Genomic DNA, 17421 nt, shown 5'->3' with positions numbered 1-17421 from the left:
CTGCGGTACGCCGCAGGCGCCCCGTACGGCGCTGCCGGGCTACTCGGCGCTACGGGCCTCGTCGTGGGCGGCCACCTCGTCGGGCAGCGGACGGGCGACGGGGATCTTGCTGCCGAGAACCTGCGCGACGACGTCGCGGGCGATGTGCTGCGGAGTGAGCCCCACATCCTCGAGGATCTCTTCGCGCTTGGCGTGGTCGAGGAACTGGTCGGGCAGCCCTAGCTCGGTGACCGCTGTGTCGACGCCCGCCTCGCGGAGGTCCTGGCGAATACGGGTGCCGATGCCGCCGACGCGCACGCCGTCCTCGATCGACACGACGATGCGGTGGTCGCGAGCGAGCTCGATGATGCTGGAGGGCACGGGCACGACCCACCGCGGATCGACGACGGTGGCTCCGATCCCCTGCGCGGCCAGACGGCGAGCCACATCGAGCCCCATTGCCGCCATCGGGCCGACGGTCACGAGCAGCACATCCTGTCGCTCGGCGCGGCTGAGCACGTCGACGCCGTCGTGGAGTCGCTCCACCGCGTCGATCTCGTCGCCGACGTTTCCCTTCGAGAAGCGCACGACGGTCGGCGCGTCGTCGACGCGCACCGCCTCCCTGAGCTCTTCGCGCAGACGCACGGAGTCTCGCGGAGCCGCCAGGCGGATGTTCGGGACGACCTGCAGGATCGCGAGATCCCACATGCCGTGGTGGCTCGGTCCGTCGGGACCTGTCACTCCCGCACGGTCGAGCACGAAGGTGACGCCGGCGCGATGCAGCGCGACGTCCATGAGCACCTGATCGAAGGCGCGGTTCACGAACGTGGCATAGAGGGCGACGACGGGATGCAGTCCGCCGAAAGCGAGCCCCGCGGCCGAGGTCACGGCGTGCTGCTCGGCGATACCGACGTCGAACACCCGCTCGGGGTACTTCTCGGCAAGACGGTCGAGCCCCACAGGTCGGAGCATCGCGGCGGTGATCCCCACGATGGCGGGGTTGTCGTCGGCGAGGGTCACGATCTCCTCCGCGAAGACCGAGGTCCAGGAGCGAGTGCCGCTCGCGCTCAGCGGCTCGCCCGTCTCGGGGTCGATCTGCCCGACGGCGTGGAACTGGTCGGCGAGGTCCTGGACGGCAGGCTCGAAACCTTTGCCCTTCTGCGTGATGGCGTGCACGATGACGGGCTGACCGTAGTCCTTGGCCTGCTGGAGCGCCTCCTCCATCGCGGTGAGATCGTGCCCGTCGATGGGGCCGAGGTATTTGATGTCGAGGTTGGAGTAGAGCGCCTCGTTGTTGATGAAGCGACTGAGGAACCCATGGAGACCGCCACGCACCCCTCGATAGACGGCTGCCGCGGGGCCGCCGAGCCGCTCCGAGACGGCGCGCGAGCCTCGGTGCAGCGTGCGATAGCTCCGACGCGTGCGCACACCGTTGAGGAAGCGGGCCATGCCGCCGATCGTCGGCGCGTAGGAGCGGCCGTTGTCGTTGACGACGATGACGAGCCCGCGGGCATTGTCATCGCTGATGTTGTTCAGCGCCTCCCAGGTCATGCCGCCCGTGAGCGCGCCATCGCCCACCACCGCGACCACGTGGCGGTCCTTCTGTCCCGTCATGGCGAAGGCACGAGAGATGCCGTCCGCCCACGAGAGGGAGCTTGAGGCGTGGGAGCTCTCGACGATGTCGTGGGGCGACTCCGAGCGCTGCGGATAGCCGGCGAGCCCGCCGCGCTGACGCAGCCCCGAGAAGTCCTGGCGACCTGTCAGCAGCTTGTGCACATACGACTGGTGTCCGGTGTCGAAGATGATCGCGTCCCGCGGGGAGTCGAACACGCGGTGGATCGCGATGGTCGTCTCGACGACCCCGAGGTTCGGGCCGAGATGGCCGCCGGTCTTCGAGACCTCGCGGACGAGGAAGTCGCGGATCTCTTGGGCCAGGGTCTCGAGCTCACTCCGGGTCAGGCGATCGAGGTCGCGAGGGCCGCCGATGGTCTCGAGAACAGCCATTCGCGCCGCCTTCCGGGTCGAGTCGAGGGGTGAGGACGTCTCCCGAGTCTACGCGCGGGGGTGCCGGGAACAGGGATGCGCCTCCCCCATCAGGGGAGGCGCATCCCTGTCGGACGGATCAGACCAGCGAACGCAGCACGTACTGCAGGATGCCGCCGTTGCGGTAGTAATCGGCCTCACCGGGGGTGTCGATGCGGACGACCGCATCGAACTCGATCGGCTGCTTGCCCGCAGGCGAGTGCTCGGTCGGCTCGGCGACGACGTGCACCGTCTTGGGCGTGACTCCCTCGTTCAGCTTCTCGATGCCCGAGATGCTGATCGACTCCGTTCCGTCAAGTCCGAGCGAGGCCCAGCTCTCGCCAGCCGGGAACTGCAGCGGGACGACTCCCATGCCGATCAGGTTCGAGCGGTGGATGCGCTCGAAGCTCTCGACGATGACCGCCTTGACACCCAGGAGGCTGGTCCCCTTCGCCGCCCAGTCGCGCGAGGACCCAGAGCCGTACTCCTTGCCGCCCAGGATGACGAGCGGGGTGCCCTGGGCCTGGTAGTTCTCGGAGGCGTCGTAGATGAACGACTGCGGCGCATCGGGCTTCGTGAAGTCGCGGGTGTACCCGCCCTCTACGCCGTCGAGCAGCTGGTTGCGCAGACGGATGTTCGCGAACGTGCCGCGGATCATCACCTCGTGGTTGCCACGGCGCGAGCCGTAGGAGTTGTAGTCCTTGCGGTCGACTCCGTGCGCGGCGAGGTACTGTCCCGCCGGGCTGTCAGCCTTGATCGAACCGGCGGGGCTGATGTGGTCGGTGGTGACGGAGTCGCCGAGCTTGGCGAGCACGCGGGCTCCGGCGATGTCGGTGACGGGAGTCGTCTCCATCGTCATGCCATCGAAGTACGGGGGCTTGCGGACGTAGGTCGAGGTCTCGTCCCACTCGAAGATCGAGCCCTCTGGGGTCTGCAGCGACCGCCAGCGCTCGTCGCCGTCGAACACTCCGCTGTACTGCGTCTCGAACATCGACTTGTCGATCGAGGAGTCGATCGTCGCCTGCACCTCGGCGGCGTCCGGCCAGATGTCCTTGAGGAACACCTCGTTGCCCTCGGAGTCGGTGCCGAGCGCATCGACCTCGAAGTCGAAGTTCATCGAGCCGGCCAGCGCGTACGCGATCACGAGCGGCGGGCTCGCAAGGTAGTTCATCTTGACGTCGGGGTTGATGCGGCCCTCGAAGTTGCGGTTTCCCGAGAGCACAGCGGTCACGGCAAGGTCGTTGTCCTGCACGGCCGTCGAGATCTCATCGAGCAGCGGACCGGAGTTGCCGATACAGGTCGTGCAGCCGTAGCCGACGGTGTAGAAGCCGAGCGCCTCGAGCGACTCGGTCAGGCCAGCCTTCTCGTAGTAGTCGGTGACGACCTTGGAGCCGGGCGCCAGCGTGGTCTTGACCCACGGCTTCGCCGTGAGGCCCTTCTGTGCTGCATTGCGAGCGAGCAGGCCCGCGGCGAGCATCACGGAGGGGTTGGAAGTGTTCGTGCAGGAGGTGATCGCGGCGATGGCGACCGCTCCGTGGTCGATCGTGAAGCTCTCCCCCTCGCCGAGCTCGACGGTGGTCGGCTTGGAGGCGGTGGCCGGCGCGTGCGAACGGTGCACGTGGGAGTGCGTGCTGTGCTCGTCCTGCGGCTGGAGCTCGCCGGGGTCGGAGGCAGGGAACGATTCGGCGATCGTCAGGTCGACGAGATCGTGGGAGACGTCGGCGTAGTTGGTGAGGTCGGACTCGAACTGGGCCTTCGCGGCCGACAACTCGATACGGTCCTGCGGACGCTTGGGTCCGGCGATCGACGGCACGACCGTGCTGAGGTCCAGCTCGAGGTACTCGCTGAACACGGGCTCTACGGCCGGGTCGTGCCAGAGCTTCTGCAGCTTGGAGTACTGCTCGACCAGCTCGATCTGCTCCGCGCTGCGTCCGGTGAGACGCAGGTAGTCGAGGGTCACGTCGTCGATGGGGAACATCGCTGCGGTGGAGCCGAACTCGGGGCTCATGTTTCCGATGGTGGCCCGGTTGGCGAGCGGGACCTCGGCGACGCCGGCTCCGTAGAACTCGACGAACTTGCCGACCACGCCGTGCTTGCGGAGCATCTCGGTGATGGTGAGAACGACGTCGGTTGCCGTGACACCGGTGGGGATCGCCCCCGAGAGCTTGAAGCCGACCACCTTGGGGATGAGCATCGACACCGGCTGGCCGAGCATCGCCGCCTCGGCCTCGATGCCGCCCACGCCCCAGCCGAGCACGCCGAGGCCGTTCACCATGGTGGTGTGCGAGTCGGTGCCTACACAGGTGTCCGGATAGGCGCGCAACGCACCGTCGACCTCGCGGGTCATCGTGACCCGGGCGAGGTATTCGATGTTGACCTGGTGGACGATGCCGGTCCCCGGCGGGACCACCTTGAAGTCATCGAAAGCCGTCTGTCCCCAGCGGAGGAACTGGTAGCGCTCGCCGTTGCGCTCGTACTCGAGTTCGACGTTGCGCTCGAGGGCGTCTGCGGTGCCGAAGAGGTCGGCGATGACGGAGTGGTCGATGACCATCTCGGCCGGTGCGAGCGGGTTGATCTTCTTGGCGTCGCCGCCGAGGGCCGCGACGGCCTCGCGCATGGTCGCGAGGTCGACGATGCAGGGCACGCCGGTGAAGTCCTGCATGACCACACGTGCCGGGGTGAACTGGATCTCGGTGTCGGGCTCCGCCTCCGGCACCCACTCGCCGAGCGCGCGGATATGCTCCGCGGTGATGTTCGCGCCGTCCTCCGTGCGGAGGAGGTTCTCGAGCAGCACTTTGAGGCTGAACGGGAGCTTCTCGTGACCGGGGACCCGGTCGATACGGAACACCTCGTAGTCGGTCGAGCCGACCTTCAGGGTGTCTTTCGATCCAAAGCTGTCTACCGCGGACACGTCGCCCTCTCCTTCGCTGACTGTGACTCGCGCCGACGGGCCGAGCCACCTCTCCGAACCCATCTTGACGACCACCCACGGCGGGCTGCCACCAAGGAGGGCCTAACACCACGACGTCGCCGCTCCCACCCGCCGCGCTCGAGATGAGGCGAGGAGGCGGGGAGCATGTATCTCGACGTCGAGACAATTCTATGCGTCGTGGGCGTGTTCGGCTGTCGCTCCCCGACTAGGACGCGTTGCCGCGTTCGGAGGCGCCGCGGTACTCCGCCCGGACGGCGAGCACCGTCAGCACCAGCAGCGGCGCATAGAGCGGGAGCCCCAAGACGAGCTTCCAGGTGCCGAGCGCGGTCGTGTCCTCAGCGAGAAACAGGGGGTACTGCACGGCGAGTCGGAGGAGGAAGAGCCCGGCCCACGCGAGCGACAGGGCCGAGAAGAGACGGCGCTTGCGTCTGTCCTGCCTCCACGCCGTCCCGTCGCCCATGAGGTAGCCGGCGCCGACGCCGATGAGGGGCCAGCGCACGAGCACCGACACGAGGAACACCAGCCCGTAGGCGAGGTTCGTGATGAGCCCGGGCACGAAGTTGTCGACGGCGCGCCCCGTCATCAGAGCGAGAACCGCCGAGACGACCACGCCCAGGAGCCCGCCGAGCGCCTGGACGACCGGGGTGCGGCCGAGCACGCGCGCGACGGTGAAGACCACTGCGAGCCCGACGGAGGCGAGCAACGACAGGACGAGCTCGCTCGTCACCGTGTAGAAGAGGACGAATGCCACACCCGGGACGACGGCTTCGAGGATCCCCCGCACTCCGCCCATGCTGCGCAGCAGCGCCTGCCCGTCGAACGATTCGCCGTCGGCGACCGCTCCGAGCCCCGAGCGACGCGCGGCCTGCGTGATCGCATCGGCCACCTCCGGGCGCGCCTGCGGCGGCTCGCCCGACGGGGCGCCGGGCTCGGACCGACCGGGTTCCATTGCGATCAGCTCGCGCTCTGCTGGGTCTGGCTGCCGGTGGGGACTTTGAGGGGAATGAGGTCACGGGGCGGCATCGGACCGTTGCCACGCACCACCACGATGCTGCGGAACAAGTCTTCGATGGCGGCGGCCGCCTCTGGTTCGACCGCCCCCGCTCCTGCGATCACGCCACGGAGGAACCAGCGCGGGCCGTCGACTCCGACGAAGCGCGCCACCCGGGCCTCGCCCCCCGCGACCGGAAGCTCGGCCACGAGCTCAGGCCCGAAGACACCCTCCTGCTCCGAGGTCGTTCCGCCCTGGCGACCGATCTGCTCCGCGATCTGACTCCGGATCTCGTGCCACAGACCGGAGGACCGGGGCGCCGAGAACGGCTGCACCTGAAGAGTCGAGTTCGCATAGTCGAGGCCCACCGCGATGACGCGCTTCGTCCCCTCCTCGACCTCGAGGCGGATGTGCATGCCCTCTCGCGGGAGCACCTTCACCCCGCCGAGGTCGATGTACGGGCGGACCGGGTTCGCCTCGCGCTCGTCGAGTGGACCGGCCTCGGCGCGGTCCTCGGGCGCGGACTTCTCGAAGTCCGGCTCGAGGGTCTCGTCGGACGAAGCCGCGGGCTGGATGTCGCTCATGAGCTCTCCTCGGGGATGCTGGATGACTGGGGGACGACGGGCGCGGCCGCGTAGCCGGTCGATCCGAAGCCGCCCGTGCCCCGGGCCGACTCGGGGAGCTCGGCGACGGCGGTGAAGCTCGCGCGCACCACGGGGACGATCACGAGCTGCGCGATCCGGTCGCCCGCCGTGACGCGATAGCTCTCGTCACGGTCGGTATTCAGAAGCGCCACCCGGATCTCGCCGCGGTAGCCCGCGTCGATCGTGCCCGGCGCATTGACGACGCTGATGCCGTGCCGGAAGGCGAGGCCGCTGCGCGGGACGACGAAGCCGACATGCCCCTCGGGGAGGGCGATCGCGACTCCGGTTCCGACGCTCGCGCGCTCACCCGGGGCGAGCACGACGTCCTCAGTGGAGCGCAGATCCGCTCCGGCGTCCCCCGGATGAGCGTAGGACGGAGGTGCGTCCGCGAGGGTGGGGACGTCGACGGATTCGGGCACGTGTCGAGGGTAGACCAGTTGTCTGATGCAATAGGGCCATGCCGTCCTACCGAGAGAGGCTATGGCCTGCGCCGTGGCTCTTCATCGCCACCGCCCTCGTCATCCCCGCCAGCGTCCTGGTCTTCGCTCCGATCAACCTCGCCGTGGGCGTGATCGTCGCGGCAGCGCTCTACACGGGCTGCGTGCTCTCGCTCCTCGCCCTGTCTCCGACGATCGAGATCGGCGAGGGCGAGCTACGTGCGGGCCCAGCGCACATCCCCCTGGAGCTGGTCGGCGAGCCTTCGAGCCACACCGGTGCCCAGGCCTTCGCCGAGCGCGGCCCCCGCCTCGACGCCCGTGCCTACCTCGTCATCCGCGGCTGGGTGAAGGATGTGGTGCGCGTCCCGATCGAGGACCCGCAGGATCCGACTCCGTACTGGCTGCTCTCGACCCGCCGCCCCAACGACATCGTCGCCGCGATCCAAGGATCACGGCGACGGAGCGGTCGTTCGTCGGAGCGAGGAGACGCCTAGGCGGCGCACTCCAGGCAGATCGGTCCGAGCTTCTCCTCGTGGTCGATCTGCGAGCGGTGCTTCACGAGGAAGCAGCTCACGCACGTGAACTCGTCCGCCTGGGGCGGGAGAACCACGACGTCCAGATCGAGGTCGGACAGATCGGCACCGGGCAGTTCGAATCCGCCCGGGTTGTCGGCGTCATCGACGTCGACGACTCCGGACATCTTGTCGGGGACTCGCTCCTTCAGGGCCTCGATCGACTCGGAGTCGTCATCGGTCTTGCGGGGGGCGTCGTAGTCCGTAGCCATTCCCATCCACTTCTTATTCAGCTGTTCAACACATCGGCGGGGTCAGTGTGCATCAAGACGTATCGATACGCAAACCACCTGGGGCCGCGGTTGACACGGCCGGCCACGCCTCCGCCCGCATCAACTTTCGACCCGCCCGGGGTATTCCCGGGCAACGGGTCGAACGCGTGACATCCTTGCCCCGTCCGCGTCCAGAAGAGAGGTCCCGCACGATGATGGAACTGAAGGTGATCGGCGTCGAGAGCGGATCGCTCGTCCTCGTCTCCGACGGGGGCGAACGGTTCTCGGTGCGGATCGACGAGACGCTGCAGAGCCAGCTCCGCCCGCGCGTGCACTCGCTCCCGCCTCGCGAGAAGCGCGTGTCCCCGCGCGAGATCCAGGCGCACATCCGCTCCGGCCTCTCGGCCGACGAGGTCGCCGAGCTGACCGGTGCCGAGCTCGACTACGTCCGGCGCTTCGAAGGCCCCGTGACCGCTGAACGCGAGCACATCGTCGCCTCCGCCCTCGCCGTCCGCGTCTACACGAGCGCCGACCCGGATCCGCTCGAGGAGGGCACGCCCTTCGGCGACGTCATCCGCGAGCGCCTCACCTCCCTCGGCGCGGAGGGCGAGTCGTGGTCGAGCTGGAAGGAGGTCGAGGGCTGGGTCGTCAAGCTCCTCTTCCGCTCGGACGAGATCGATCACGACGCCCGCTGGCGCTTCGATCCGAAGAAAGCCCTGCTGTCTCCGCTCACGCCGGAGGCGACGACGCTGTCACAGCAGGGCGAGATCCGGCCGACACTGATCCCGCGACTGCGAGCCGTCATCCCCGCCGCCGTCGACGAACTCGCGACGCGTTTCGATCCGGAGGCCTTCGCGCCGTCCGACGCCTCGCGCGCCGAGCACCCGACCTCGGTGCGCCCCGCCGCCGCCCCGCACGCCCGCCCTGCGGCGGTGCGCCCGTCCGACACGGAGCCGCAACCCGCCCTCGCGGAGTCACCGCGGCCCATGTCGACCCTCCCCCGCCCCGTGACGACCACCACGGAGCAGCGCGAACGCAACCTCAACGACACCGCCGACCTGCTCGACGCGCTACGGCGCCGGCGGGGCGAGCGCGACCACGCCTCCCTTCGGGGTCGCGACCAGCAGGTGCCCGAGACCCCGGCCGCGGCGTCCGAGCCGGAGCCGCGCCCCACGCCTCCCGCCGCAGAGCACCCCTCTACGGGGTCGCGCACGTCGCTGCGACGAGGGCGGACATCGATGCCCAGCTGGGACGAGATCGTCTTCGGAGCCCGTAGCGACGACTGAGCGCGGCTGATCGGGCTCTGGCGAGATCGGAGGGCTCAGCGCGGTGCGAGGGCACCGAAGCCGAGCAGCGGTACCTGCGTCTCCTCCGGCGTGAGGGACCCGTGCTGTCCGATCATCGCCCGGCCCGCGGGGTCGTCTGCGGCGTAGTACGCGATCGCCTTCCGCGCGGCGACGAACACGTCGCCCATCCGGTCGGCCGCGGCGGGCCCGACTTCGCCGAACCACCCACTCGCCACGACATCGGCGCGAGTGCCGATCCACGAGCGGCCACCCTCGGCGTCCACCCACCGACGTGCGACCTCGTCGGCGTCGACTCCCGGCTCCAGATGCAGCTGGAGGCAACGTGGCTCGCCACCGAGGTGACGGACGCCGTCGAGTAACGGGCCGCGCTCCACCAGAACGTGCGAGAACGCCGGCACGTCGACGATGCCGTGGTCGGCCGTCACCAGCAGTCCCTCGCTCGGGCGGAGGCGCCGGACGAACGCACCGACCTCCCCGTCGAGCTGCTCGAGGGCCGCGGTCCATTCCGGAGACTCCCAACCGCGGGCGTGTGCGGCCATGTCGAGCTCAGGCACGTAGAGGTACACCAGCTGCCGTCCGCCCTCGTCGAGGAGGGCGCGGGCGGTGGCGAAGCGCTCCGAGACAGACCCGGCGGGGTGGTAGTCGGCTCCGCGGAGGATCGCCCGCGTGAGTCCCGAGCGGGCGTACCGCGACGGCCCGACGACGCCTGCGCGAACCCCCTCCGCCGTCGCGCGCTCGAACACGGTCTGGCGAGGCTGCCACTGTTCGGGCACCATCCGCTCGTCCCACCCCGACAGCTGATTCACTAGACGGTCGGAGACGCGGTCGAGGACGCGATAGCCGACCATCCCGTGCGCCCCGGGGAGCACGCCCGTCGTGAGGCTCGCGAGGGCGGTCGCGGTCGTCGTCGGGAAGCCAGAGACCAGGGTCGACGCGCGGGTCAGGGCCGGTGCCAGCGTGCGCGCGTGACCGGCACGCTGCCGCAGGTTCATCGAGCCCAGGCCGTCGACGAGCACCACGACGATGCGCTCGACACGGGTGGGAGCGAAAATCCCCGGCCGGCCGAGGAGCGCGTCCAGAGCCCCCGGCAGGACATCGGCGAGGCTCCGCCGCCCGGAGGGGGCGACCGGTAGCATGTGGGTCATCGCGCCCCAGTGTCGCACAGCGCCCTTGCGCTCCGAGCGCGGCCCCGCTCGGCGTGGCGGCTCGTCGGCGAGTGCCGTCCGTCCGTGCCTCGGAGTCCGCTCCCTGTGAGCGGGAGGCGGCGCCCCGACCGCTCAGCCCTGTCCGCCACCGAAGTGAGTCATGAACGCAGCAGCCTCGTCCTCCGGGTCCTCCGAGACGCCCCGATCCTCCCTGGTCGAGCGGATCGAGGACGTCGATGTCTCGACCGAGATGGAGGGCTCGTTCCTCGAGTACGCGTACTCGGTGATCTACTCACGGGCTCTGCCCGACGCGCGAGACGGACTGAAGCCCGTGCAGCGCCGAATCCTCTACATGATGAGCGAGATGGGGCTGCGGCCCGACCGCGGACACGTCAAGTCGGCGCGCGTGACCGGCGAAGTCATGGGCAAGCTCCACCCCCACGGAGACGCCTCCATCTACGACTCTCTCGTGAGGCTCGCCCAGCCGTTCACGATGCGGGTACCGCTCGTCGACGGCCACGGCAACTTCGGCTCGCTCGACGACGGCCCGGCCGCGGCCCGGTACACGGAGGCGCGACTCGCCCCCGCCTCCATGGCGATGACCGAGCACCTCGGCGAGGACGTCGTCGAGTTCATCCCCAACTACGACAACTCACACGACCAGCCGGAGGTGCTCCCCTCGGCGTTCCCGAACCTGCTCGTGAACGGAGCGAGCGGAATCGCCGTCGGCATGGCCACGAACATGGCCCCGCACAACCTGGTCGAGGTGGTCGGAGCCGCGCGTCACCTCATCGCCCATCCCGACGCCTCCCTCGACGAGCTGATGTCGTTCGTGCCGGGCCCCGACTTCCCCAGTGGCGGCACGATCGTCGGCCTGGCCGGCGTGCGCGACGCCTATGCCTCGGGGCGCGGAAGCTTCAAGACACGGGCCAGGGTCTCGATCGAGAGCATCACCGCCCGGAAGTCGGGCCTCGTGGTCACCGAGCTCCCCTATCTGGTCGGCGCCGAGAAGGTCATCGACAAGATCAAGGACGGTGTGCAGAACAAGAAGCTCAGCGGCATCGCCGACGTGACCGACCTGACCGACCGCGACAACGGCCTCCGCCTCGTGATCGGCATCAAGACAGGTTTCAGTCCCGAGGCGGTGCTCGAGCAGCTCTATCGCTTCACCCCGCTCGAGGACACCTTTGCGATCAACAACGTCGCCCTCGTCGACGGTGGCCCCCGGACCCTCGGGCTCAAGGAGCTCCTGCAGGTCTATGTCGGCCACCGCGTGCAGGTCGTCACGCGACGCTCGCGCTATCGCTTGCGTAAGCGGCAGGAGCGACTGCACCTCGTCGAGGGTCTCCTCGTCGCGATCCTCGACATCGACGAGGTCATCCAGCTCATCCGCGGGAGCGACGACACCGCAGCCGCTCGGGCGCGCCTCATCGACGTGTTCGACCTGAGCACGCTCCAGGCGGACTACATCCTCGAACTGCAGCTGCGTCGCTTGACCAAGTTCTCGCGCATCGAGCTCGAGACGGAGCGCGACACCCTTCTCGCCGAGATCGACGAGCTGGAGGCGCTGCTCGCCAGTCGCGACCGCCTCGACGCCCTCGTCTCCGACGAGCTCGACGACGTGGCGCAGCGCCTCGGCACTCCGCGGCGCACCCTTCTCACCGAGGCACGGCCGTCAGTCGCTACGACCGGGCGCCGCGCCGCCCCGGCCGTCCTCGAGATCGCGGATGTGCCGTGTCGGGTGCTGCTCAGCACGACGGGTCGACTCGTTCGGGTCGACCGCGATCCTGAGGCAGCGCCGCATCCTGAGCGCGCCACGCGCCGCAGCAAGCACGACGCCGTCCTCAGCGTCCTCGACACGACCACGCGAACCGAGATCGGAGCGGTCACGACGGCAGGACGTCTCCTGCGCTTCTCGGCGATCGACGTGCCCTCGGTCCCCTCCTCCTCCGTGCAACTCGGCGCCGGGGTGCGCATGGCCGACTACCTTCCCCAGCTCGGTGCGCAGGAGCGTGTCCTGGCGGTCGTGGCGCTCGACGATCCGCGGCCCCTCGCGCTCGGGACAGTGCAGGGAATTGTCAAGCGCGTCGCCCCAGGGGATCTCCCCCAGCGGCCCGACATCGATCTCCTCGCCCTCAAGCCCAAGGACTCCGTGATCGGAGCCGCCCCCTCGTCGGAGGACGACGAGCTGGTGTTCGTGACCGGCGAGGCGCAGCTGCTGCGCTTCGCGGCCTCCGCGGTCCGTCCGCAGGGTCGCACTGCGGCGGGGATGGCGGGCATCAAGCTCGGCGAGACCGACGAGGTCGTCCACTTTGCCGTCGTGACGCCGGCGGAGCGTGAGGAGACCGTCGTGGCGACTGTCGCGGTGGACAGCTGGGCGCTGTCGGGTACCGACACCGGAAGCGCGAAGGTATCGGACTTCTCGGAGTTCCCGGCCAAGGGCCGAGCGACCGGAGGCGTCCGCGCCCAGCGGTTCCTGAAGGGCGAGACGGCGCTCCGGGTCGCCTGGGTGGGCCCGGGCCCCGCGCACGCGCTCGAAGCCGACGGGTCCGTCGCGGCTCTGCCCGACTCCGGGATGAAGCGCGACGGGTCGGGAGTCGCCCTCGAGGCGATGATCGCGACGATCGGCGCCGCACCCGAGCTGTTCTGACTCCGTGCGGCGGAGCGTCGTCGGAGCCGGGCCTCAGACGTCGATGCGGTCGCGCGAGAGCGTCTCGGAGCCGCGCACGATGAACTCCTTGCGCGGGGCGACGTCGTTGCCCATCAACAGCTCGAAGACCCGTCCCGCGTTCTCGGCGTCCGATACCCGCACCCGCCGCAGGGTCCGTCGGGAGCGGTCCATCGTGGTCGTCGCGAGCTGGTCGGCGTCCATCTCGCCGAGGCCCTTATAACGCTGGATCGGGTCCTGGTACGAGCGGTTGGCCTTCCCGAGCGCCGAGAGCACGCCCTGCAGCTCCTTCTCGGAGTAGGTGTAGATCGTCTCGTTCGGCTTCTTGCCCGGGTTCATGACGACGACTCGGTGCAGCGGGGGGACTGCCGCGAAGACACGACCCGCCTCGACGAGCGGACGCATGTAGCGGAAGAACAGCGTCAGCAGCAGCGTCCGAATGTGCGCGCCGTCGACGTCGGCGTCGCTCATCAGGATGATCTTGCCGTAGCGGGCCGCCGCGAGATCGAAGGAGCGGCCGGAGCCGGCCCCGATCACCTGGATCATCGACGCGCACTCCGCGTTCGAGAGCATGTCGGCGATGCTGGCCTTCTGGACGTTGAGGATCTTGCCGCGAATGGGCAGCAGGGCCTGGTACTCGCTATGACGCGCGAGCTTGGCCGTGCCGAGCGCCGAGTCACCCTCGACGATGAACAGCTCGCTGTTCTCGACATCGTTGCTGCGGCAGTCGACGAGCTTGGCAGGAAGCGAGGAGGACTCCAGCGCGTTCTTGCGGCGCTGCGTCTCTTTGTGCGCACGCGCCGAGATGCGCGACTTCATCTCGGCGACGACCTTCTCGAGCAGCTGCGACGTCTGCGTCTTGTCTTCACGCTTGGTCGAGGCGAAGACCGCGCCGAGCGTCGACGCGAGGGTGGAGGCGACGATCGCGCGCACGGCGGGCGTCCCCAGGACCTCCTTGGTCTGGCCCTCGAACTGCGGCTCCGGGAGGCGGACGGTGAGCACCGCGGTCAGTCCCGCGAGCACGTCGTCCTTCTCGAGCTTGTCCGACCCCACCTTCAGCCGCCGCGCGTTGGCCTCGACCTGAGAGCGGAGCAGCTTCAGCAGACCCTGCTCGAAGCCGGTCTGATGCGTGCCGCCCTTGGGCGTGGAGATGATGTTGACGAAGCTGCGAAGCACCGTGTCGTAGCCCGTGCCCCACCGGAGCGCGATATCGACCTCGCAGGTGCGCTCCACCTCCGTCGGCACCATCGCCCCGCCGGGCGTCAGCACGGGGACCGTCTCGGTGAAGGTGCCCCAACCGGTCAACCGCAGCACGTCCGTGACGGCGGAGTCGGGGGCGAGGAACTCGACGAACTCCGAGATGCCCCCGTCGTAGCGGAACATCTCGGCGCGGCGCTCCTCGCCACGGTCATCGACGATGTCGATCGTGAGCCCCGGCACGAGGAAAGCGGTCTGGCGCGCTCGCGTCACCAGGTCGTCGGTCTGGAACGCGGCGCCCTTGGTGAAGATCTGCCGGTCGGCCCAGTACCGCACGCGCGTGCCGGTGACGTTCTTGCGGACCTTGCCGACCACGTCGAGTTCCGAGCCGTTCTCGAACGGCGTGAACGGTGCATCCGGAGTCGGTTCGCCCGCGTCCGCGAAGCGTCCCGGCTCGCCCCGGTGGAACGACATGCGGTACGTGCGTCCATCGCGGTCGACCTCGACGTCGAGCCGTTCAGACAGGGCATTGACCACCGACGCGCCGACGCCGTGCAATCCTCCGGAGGCGGCGTAGGAGCCCGAGCCGAACTTGCCTCCCGCGTGCAGCTTGGTGAAGACGACCTCGACGCCGCTCAACCCGGTCTTGGGTTCGATGTCGACCGGGATGCCGCGGGCCCGATCACGGACCTCGACGCTGCCGTCGGCGTGCAGCACGACGCTGATCTCGGTTCCGTGTCCCGCGAGGGCCTCGTCGACGGAGTTGTCGATGATCTCCCACAGGCAGTGCATGAGACCGCGGGAGTCGGTCGACCCGATGTACATGCCCGGGCGCTTCCTGACCGCCTCGAGGCCCTCGAGGACGGAGAGATGCCGAGCGCTGTAGTCGGAGGAAGCCATCCCCTCAGTTTACTTTCGCGCGACCTTCGACCCTCGCGCGACGCGGCGGCCCGCACGACACTCGACGCCACCTCGTGGGGAACCTACGCGCAGAGCGAAATGCTGTTCGAAGGACTCTGCTCGGAAACAATCGCATGCTTGGATGGGTTCCACTAAGCAGAGATCGAAGACCGAGTGCAGGAGGCCCAAGTCATGTCGACCACAGCAACCCAGAACGGCGTGGACGAACTCGCGACCGCCCAGCAGCTCTCGGCCGCGGACCGCTGCGACAGTTGCGGCGCGCAGGCGTACATCCGCGTCGTCGTGAACAGCGGAGAACTGCTGTTCTGCGCCCACCACGGCAAGAAGTACCAGGAGAAGCTCTCGAGCATCGCCCAGAGCTGGCACGACGAGTCGGCGCGCCTCTTCGAAGAGCAGCGCCCCTGACCCTCAGTACGCCCTACAGACCGACACCGAGCCGCTTCGCGATCACTTCGCGGGCGGCTCGTGCCGTATCGTCCGCGAGGAGCAGGCGCGCATCGTTCGCCTCATAGGCGTCGCCGAGCGCTCGCCTCAGGATCCCGTCGGCCAGAACGGGGTTCTTCGCGAGTACCGGCCCGTGCAGATGAGTACCGAGCAGGCCGCCGACGCGGTACCCCTCGTGCCCCGTTCCGTCGCCGGTACCGTGCAGGACCCGGCCGAGAGACTGCTCCGCGGTAATCCCCTCCATGCGCCGGTCGTGGTTCTCGAACCCCACGAGCACGCCCTCCGGAGTCTGGACGAGCAGGTCGTCCGTCGCGCGTTCCCCCGCGACCGAGCGTCCGGGGAAGAGGCCGATCCCCTCGATCACGCCGGCCCGCGTGGCGATCGTCCCGGCCAAGAGCTCCCAGCCGGCACCGATCGCGAGGACCTGGGTTCCCTGCTCGACCCAGGAGTGGAGGGTGGAGCGCACCGAGCGGAGGAGCTCCAGCGCCGCGGGCAGATCGTCGTCGGCGCCGGTGCCGGCGACCAGCACGTCCGGTCGGACCCGAGTGTCCTGCACGTTCTCCAGCGCCACGACCTCGGCCTCGAGGCCCGCCCACCGGGCGCGCGCCGCCAGCACGCGAGCATTGGCCGCGTCTCCGTTGCTGTCGAGGAGGTCGGGGGCGAGCACAGCGATGCGCAGCGCGGTCACGATGACTCCTCACGGTTCGTGGCGAGCTGGAGGTGCGCGCGGGTACGGCGCATCGCATCGGCCGAGAAGACGATGGTTTTGCGTCCCGCCGTCGGCGTGGGCAGAGCGAGGAATCCGTCGAGTGCTCGCGCGAGGTCGTCGTCGACCGCGTCCACCGTGACGCCGTCGTAGCGCAGGTGGAGAGCCGCCTCGTGGGCCTTGGACCCGGACACCACGCGAACGCGGCCGAGCCCCGAGGTGTCGACCGGCCAGAAGTAGGAGGGGTCGCGGACATCGGACCCGATGGCCACCATGATCTGCTCCGTGCCCGCCGGGATCTCGGCGATGTTGAGGCGGTAGCTCGCGGGGTTCTGCACGAGCACGAACTCGACGTCCTGTCCGCGCACGGTGACGACCTCGCCCCGCCCGAAGACGGGTTCGATCGAGGAGAGCGCGGACGCGGCGATGGCGGGGTCGAATCGCCCCTCGAGCAGCGCGCGCGCGGCCGATATCGCTGCGGCCGCGTCCACGGCATAGTGCACGCCACGAGCGGGAAGGCGGACGTCGAGCGACTCGCCGTCGCTGCGGAGAAGGGCGGCGGCGCCTCGCGTGCTCTCGACGACCGTCGTCGCGCGCTCGGCGCCGCCATCGGCGTCTGCCGCGTAGCCGAGGCCCCCGGGCGCGCCGGAGCGCACCTCCTCCGAGACGCCGTACCAGCGGACGAGATCGCTCGGTAGCGTGGTCGCGATCTCGGCGATGTGCCGGTCGTCGGCGTTGAGGACGACCCGACCGGTGGCACGCAACGCGATCGTGGCGAGCATCCGCGCCACCATCGCCGGATCGAAGAAGCGGTCGATCTGGTCGACGACGACGTTCGTCAGCAGCACGACTCGCGGAGCCATGCGAGGGGCGAGGTGGGCGCCGTGGCCCTCGTCCATCTCGAGCACCGCGATATCGGCGTCGATTCGACCGCGGAGGTCTGCCCGTTCGAGGAGGGCCGAGGTGAGGCCTTGCGCGATGTTCGCGGTGGAGGGATTCGTGAACACTCGGAGGCCGTGCGCTCGCAGCACGGCGACGAGCATCTTGGTGGTCGTCGACTTGCCGGCCGATCCGCTCACGACGACGAGTCCGTCGGCGAATCCGCCGAGGACGGCAGGAAGGAAACCGGGCGCGAGGCGGTTCACCACGAGCCCGGGCACGGCAGAGCCTCCGCCGGGCTTGCGGACGCGCGCTGCGAACCGAGCGGCCCTCCCGAGGAGGACCGCCGGCGCGTAGCGGATCAT

General features: G+C 69.3%; 14 protein-coding genes. 4 read left to right on the top strand and 10 right to left on the bottom strand.

What is annotated here, in order from left to right; all coding sequences use genetic code 11:
- Nucleotides 1-39 precede the first annotated feature (39 nt).
- The 5 genes from dxs to dut all read right to left on the bottom strand — a co-directional run bounded on the left by dxs (nt 40) and on the right by dut (nt 6987).
- Nucleotides 40-1983 carry a 1-deoxy-D-xylulose-5-phosphate synthase gene (gene dxs / locus ITJ45_RS07165; RefSeq protein ID WP_194608186.1) on the bottom strand — a complete coding sequence of 648 codons (1944 nt, stop codon included), beginning with the start codon at nt 1981-1983 and terminating at the stop codon, nt 40-42.
- 118 nt (nt 1984-2101) lie between these two features.
- Nucleotides 2102-4912 (bottom strand): aconitate hydratase AcnA, encoded by a 2811-nt coding sequence (gene acnA / locus ITJ45_RS07160; protein ID WP_323742899.1) that lies wholly within the window; start codon nt 4910-4912, stop codon nt 2102-2104.
- Between the two features lie 226 nt (nt 4913-5138).
- A complete protein-coding gene (locus ITJ45_RS07155) occupies nt 5139-5882 on the bottom strand; it encodes a DUF3159 domain-containing protein (protein WP_194608190.1) in 744 nt (247 codons plus the stop codon).
- Nucleotides 5883-5887: 5 nt separating this feature from the next.
- Entirely contained in the window at nt 5888-6508 is a 621-nt protein-coding gene (locus ITJ45_RS07150) for a DUF3710 domain-containing protein (RefSeq protein WP_194608192.1), read from the bottom strand.
- On the bottom strand, nt 6505-6987 hold the full coding sequence (gene dut, locus ITJ45_RS07145) for a dUTP diphosphatase (RefSeq protein WP_194608194.1): 483 nt from the start codon (nt 6985-6987) through the stop codon (nt 6505-6507). The genes ITJ45_RS07150 and dut overlap by 4 nt, the downstream gene beginning before the upstream one ends.
- 38 nt (nt 6988-7025) lie before the next feature.
- Here dut and ITJ45_RS07140 point away from each other — a divergent pair, with 38 nt between their 5' ends.
- Nucleotides 7026-7499, top strand: coding sequence for a DUF3093 domain-containing protein (locus tag ITJ45_RS07140; protein WP_194608196.1), 474 nt, complete (start codon nt 7026-7028; stop codon nt 7497-7499).
- On the opposite strand, the gene ITJ45_RS07135 is transcribed toward ITJ45_RS07140, so the two are convergent.
- Nucleotides 7496-7789 (bottom strand): DUF4193 domain-containing protein, encoded by a 294-nt coding sequence (locus ITJ45_RS07135; RefSeq protein WP_055792269.1) that lies wholly within the window; start codon nt 7787-7789, stop codon nt 7496-7498. The two genes, ITJ45_RS07140 and ITJ45_RS07135, sit on opposite strands and share 4 nt — an antisense overlap.
- Before the next feature lie 212 nt (nt 7790-8001).
- Between ITJ45_RS07135 and sepH the strand changes: the two genes are divergently transcribed.
- Nucleotides 8002-9075 (top strand): septation protein SepH, encoded by a 1074-nt coding sequence (gene sepH, locus ITJ45_RS07130; RefSeq protein WP_194608198.1) that lies wholly within the window; start codon nt 8002-8004, stop codon nt 9073-9075.
- Between the two features lie 35 nt (nt 9076-9110).
- Here the strand turns inward: sepH and ITJ45_RS07125 are convergent, their stop codons facing one another.
- Nucleotides 9111-10241: an alkaline phosphatase family protein gene (locus tag ITJ45_RS07125; protein ID WP_194608200.1), complete on the bottom strand. Its 1131-nt coding sequence runs from the start codon at nt 10239-10241 to the stop codon at nt 9111-9113.
- A 160-nt stretch (nt 10242-10401) separates the two neighbouring features.
- On the opposite strand from ITJ45_RS07125, the gene ITJ45_RS07120 reads away from it, so the two are divergent.
- The gene (locus ITJ45_RS07120) at nt 10402-12891 is read left to right on the top strand and encodes a DNA gyrase/topoisomerase IV subunit A (RefSeq protein WP_194608202.1); all 2490 of its coding nucleotides are present in this window, start codon (nt 10402-10404) and stop codon (nt 12889-12891) included.
- 33 nt (nt 12892-12924) lie between these two features.
- Here the strand turns inward: ITJ45_RS07120 and ITJ45_RS07115 are convergent, their stop codons facing one another.
- Complete coding sequence (locus ITJ45_RS07115; RefSeq protein ID WP_194608204.1) at nt 12925-15006, bottom strand: DNA gyrase/topoisomerase IV subunit B; 2082 nt, start codon at nt 15004-15006, stop codon at nt 12925-12927.
- Between the two features lie 192 nt (nt 15007-15198).
- On the opposite strand from ITJ45_RS07115, the gene ITJ45_RS07110 reads away from it, so the two are divergent.
- Nucleotides 15199-15432: a hypothetical protein gene (locus ITJ45_RS07110; RefSeq protein ID WP_194608206.1), complete on the top strand. Its 234-nt coding sequence runs from the start codon at nt 15199-15201 to the stop codon at nt 15430-15432.
- A 13-nt stretch (nt 15433-15445) separates the two neighbouring features.
- Here the strand turns inward: ITJ45_RS07110 and ITJ45_RS07105 are convergent, their stop codons facing one another.
- Nucleotides 15446-16159, bottom strand: a complete 714-nt coding sequence (locus ITJ45_RS07105; RefSeq protein ID WP_194608208.1) for a type 1 glutamine amidotransferase — start codon at nt 16157-16159, stop codon at nt 15446-15448.
- Nucleotides 16156-17421 carry a Mur ligase family protein gene (locus tag ITJ45_RS07100; RefSeq protein WP_194608209.1) on the bottom strand — a complete coding sequence of 422 codons (1266 nt, stop codon included), beginning with the start codon at nt 17419-17421 and terminating at the stop codon, nt 16156-16158. Before ITJ45_RS07100 ends, ITJ45_RS07105 begins: the two co-directional genes overlap by 4 nt.

The organism is Rathayibacter sp. VKM Ac-2879 (genome assembly GCF_015351245.1).
In the GTDB taxonomy this organism is placed as follows: domain Bacteria; phylum Actinomycetota; class Actinomycetes; order Actinomycetales; family Microbacteriaceae; genus Rathayibacter.
The sequence above is the reverse complement of the archived record's forward strand: the minus strand, read 5'-3'. Positions and strand labels throughout refer to the sequence as shown.

What these genes read in the sequence shown, in the direction of transcription:
- ITJ45_RS07140 (WP_194608196.1), top strand. Translation starts at nt 7,026, where the DNA reads ATGCCGTCCTACCGAGAGAGGCTATGGCCTGCGCCGTGGCTCTTCATC.
- ITJ45_RS07125 (WP_194608200.1), bottom strand. Translation starts at nt 10,241, where the DNA reads ATGACCCACATGCTACCGGTCGCCCCCTCCGGGCGGCGGAGCCTCGCC.
- ITJ45_RS07135 (WP_055792269.1), bottom strand. Translation starts at nt 7,789, where the DNA reads ATGGCTACGGACTACGACGCCCCCCGCAAGACCGATGACGACTCCGAG.
- ITJ45_RS07120 (WP_194608202.1), top strand. Translation starts at nt 10,402, where the DNA reads ATGAACGCAGCAGCCTCGTCCTCCGGGTCCTCCGAGACGCCCCGATCC.
- ITJ45_RS07150 (WP_194608192.1), bottom strand. Translation starts at nt 6,508, where the DNA reads ATGAGCGACATCCAGCCCGCGGCTTCGTCCGACGAGACCCTCGAGCCG.
- sepH (WP_194608198.1), top strand. Translation starts at nt 8,002, where the DNA reads ATGATGGAACTGAAGGTGATCGGCGTCGAGAGCGGATCGCTCGTCCTC.
- dxs (WP_194608186.1), bottom strand. Translation starts at nt 1,983, where the DNA reads ATGGCTGTTCTCGAGACCATCGGCGGCCCTCGCGACCTCGATCGCCTG.
- ITJ45_RS07155 (WP_194608190.1), bottom strand. Translation starts at nt 5,882, where the DNA reads ATGGAACCCGGTCGGTCCGAGCCCGGCGCCCCGTCGGGCGAGCCGCCG.
- ITJ45_RS07100 (WP_194608209.1), bottom strand. Translation starts at nt 17,421, where the DNA reads ATGATCCGCTACGCGCCGGCGGTCCTCCTCGGGAGGGCCGCTCGGTTC.
- ITJ45_RS07110 (WP_194608206.1), top strand. Translation starts at nt 15,199, where the DNA reads ATGTCGACCACAGCAACCCAGAACGGCGTGGACGAACTCGCGACCGCC.
- ITJ45_RS07115 (WP_194608204.1), bottom strand. Translation starts at nt 15,006, where the DNA reads ATGGCTTCCTCCGACTACAGCGCTCGGCATCTCTCCGTCCTCGAGGGC.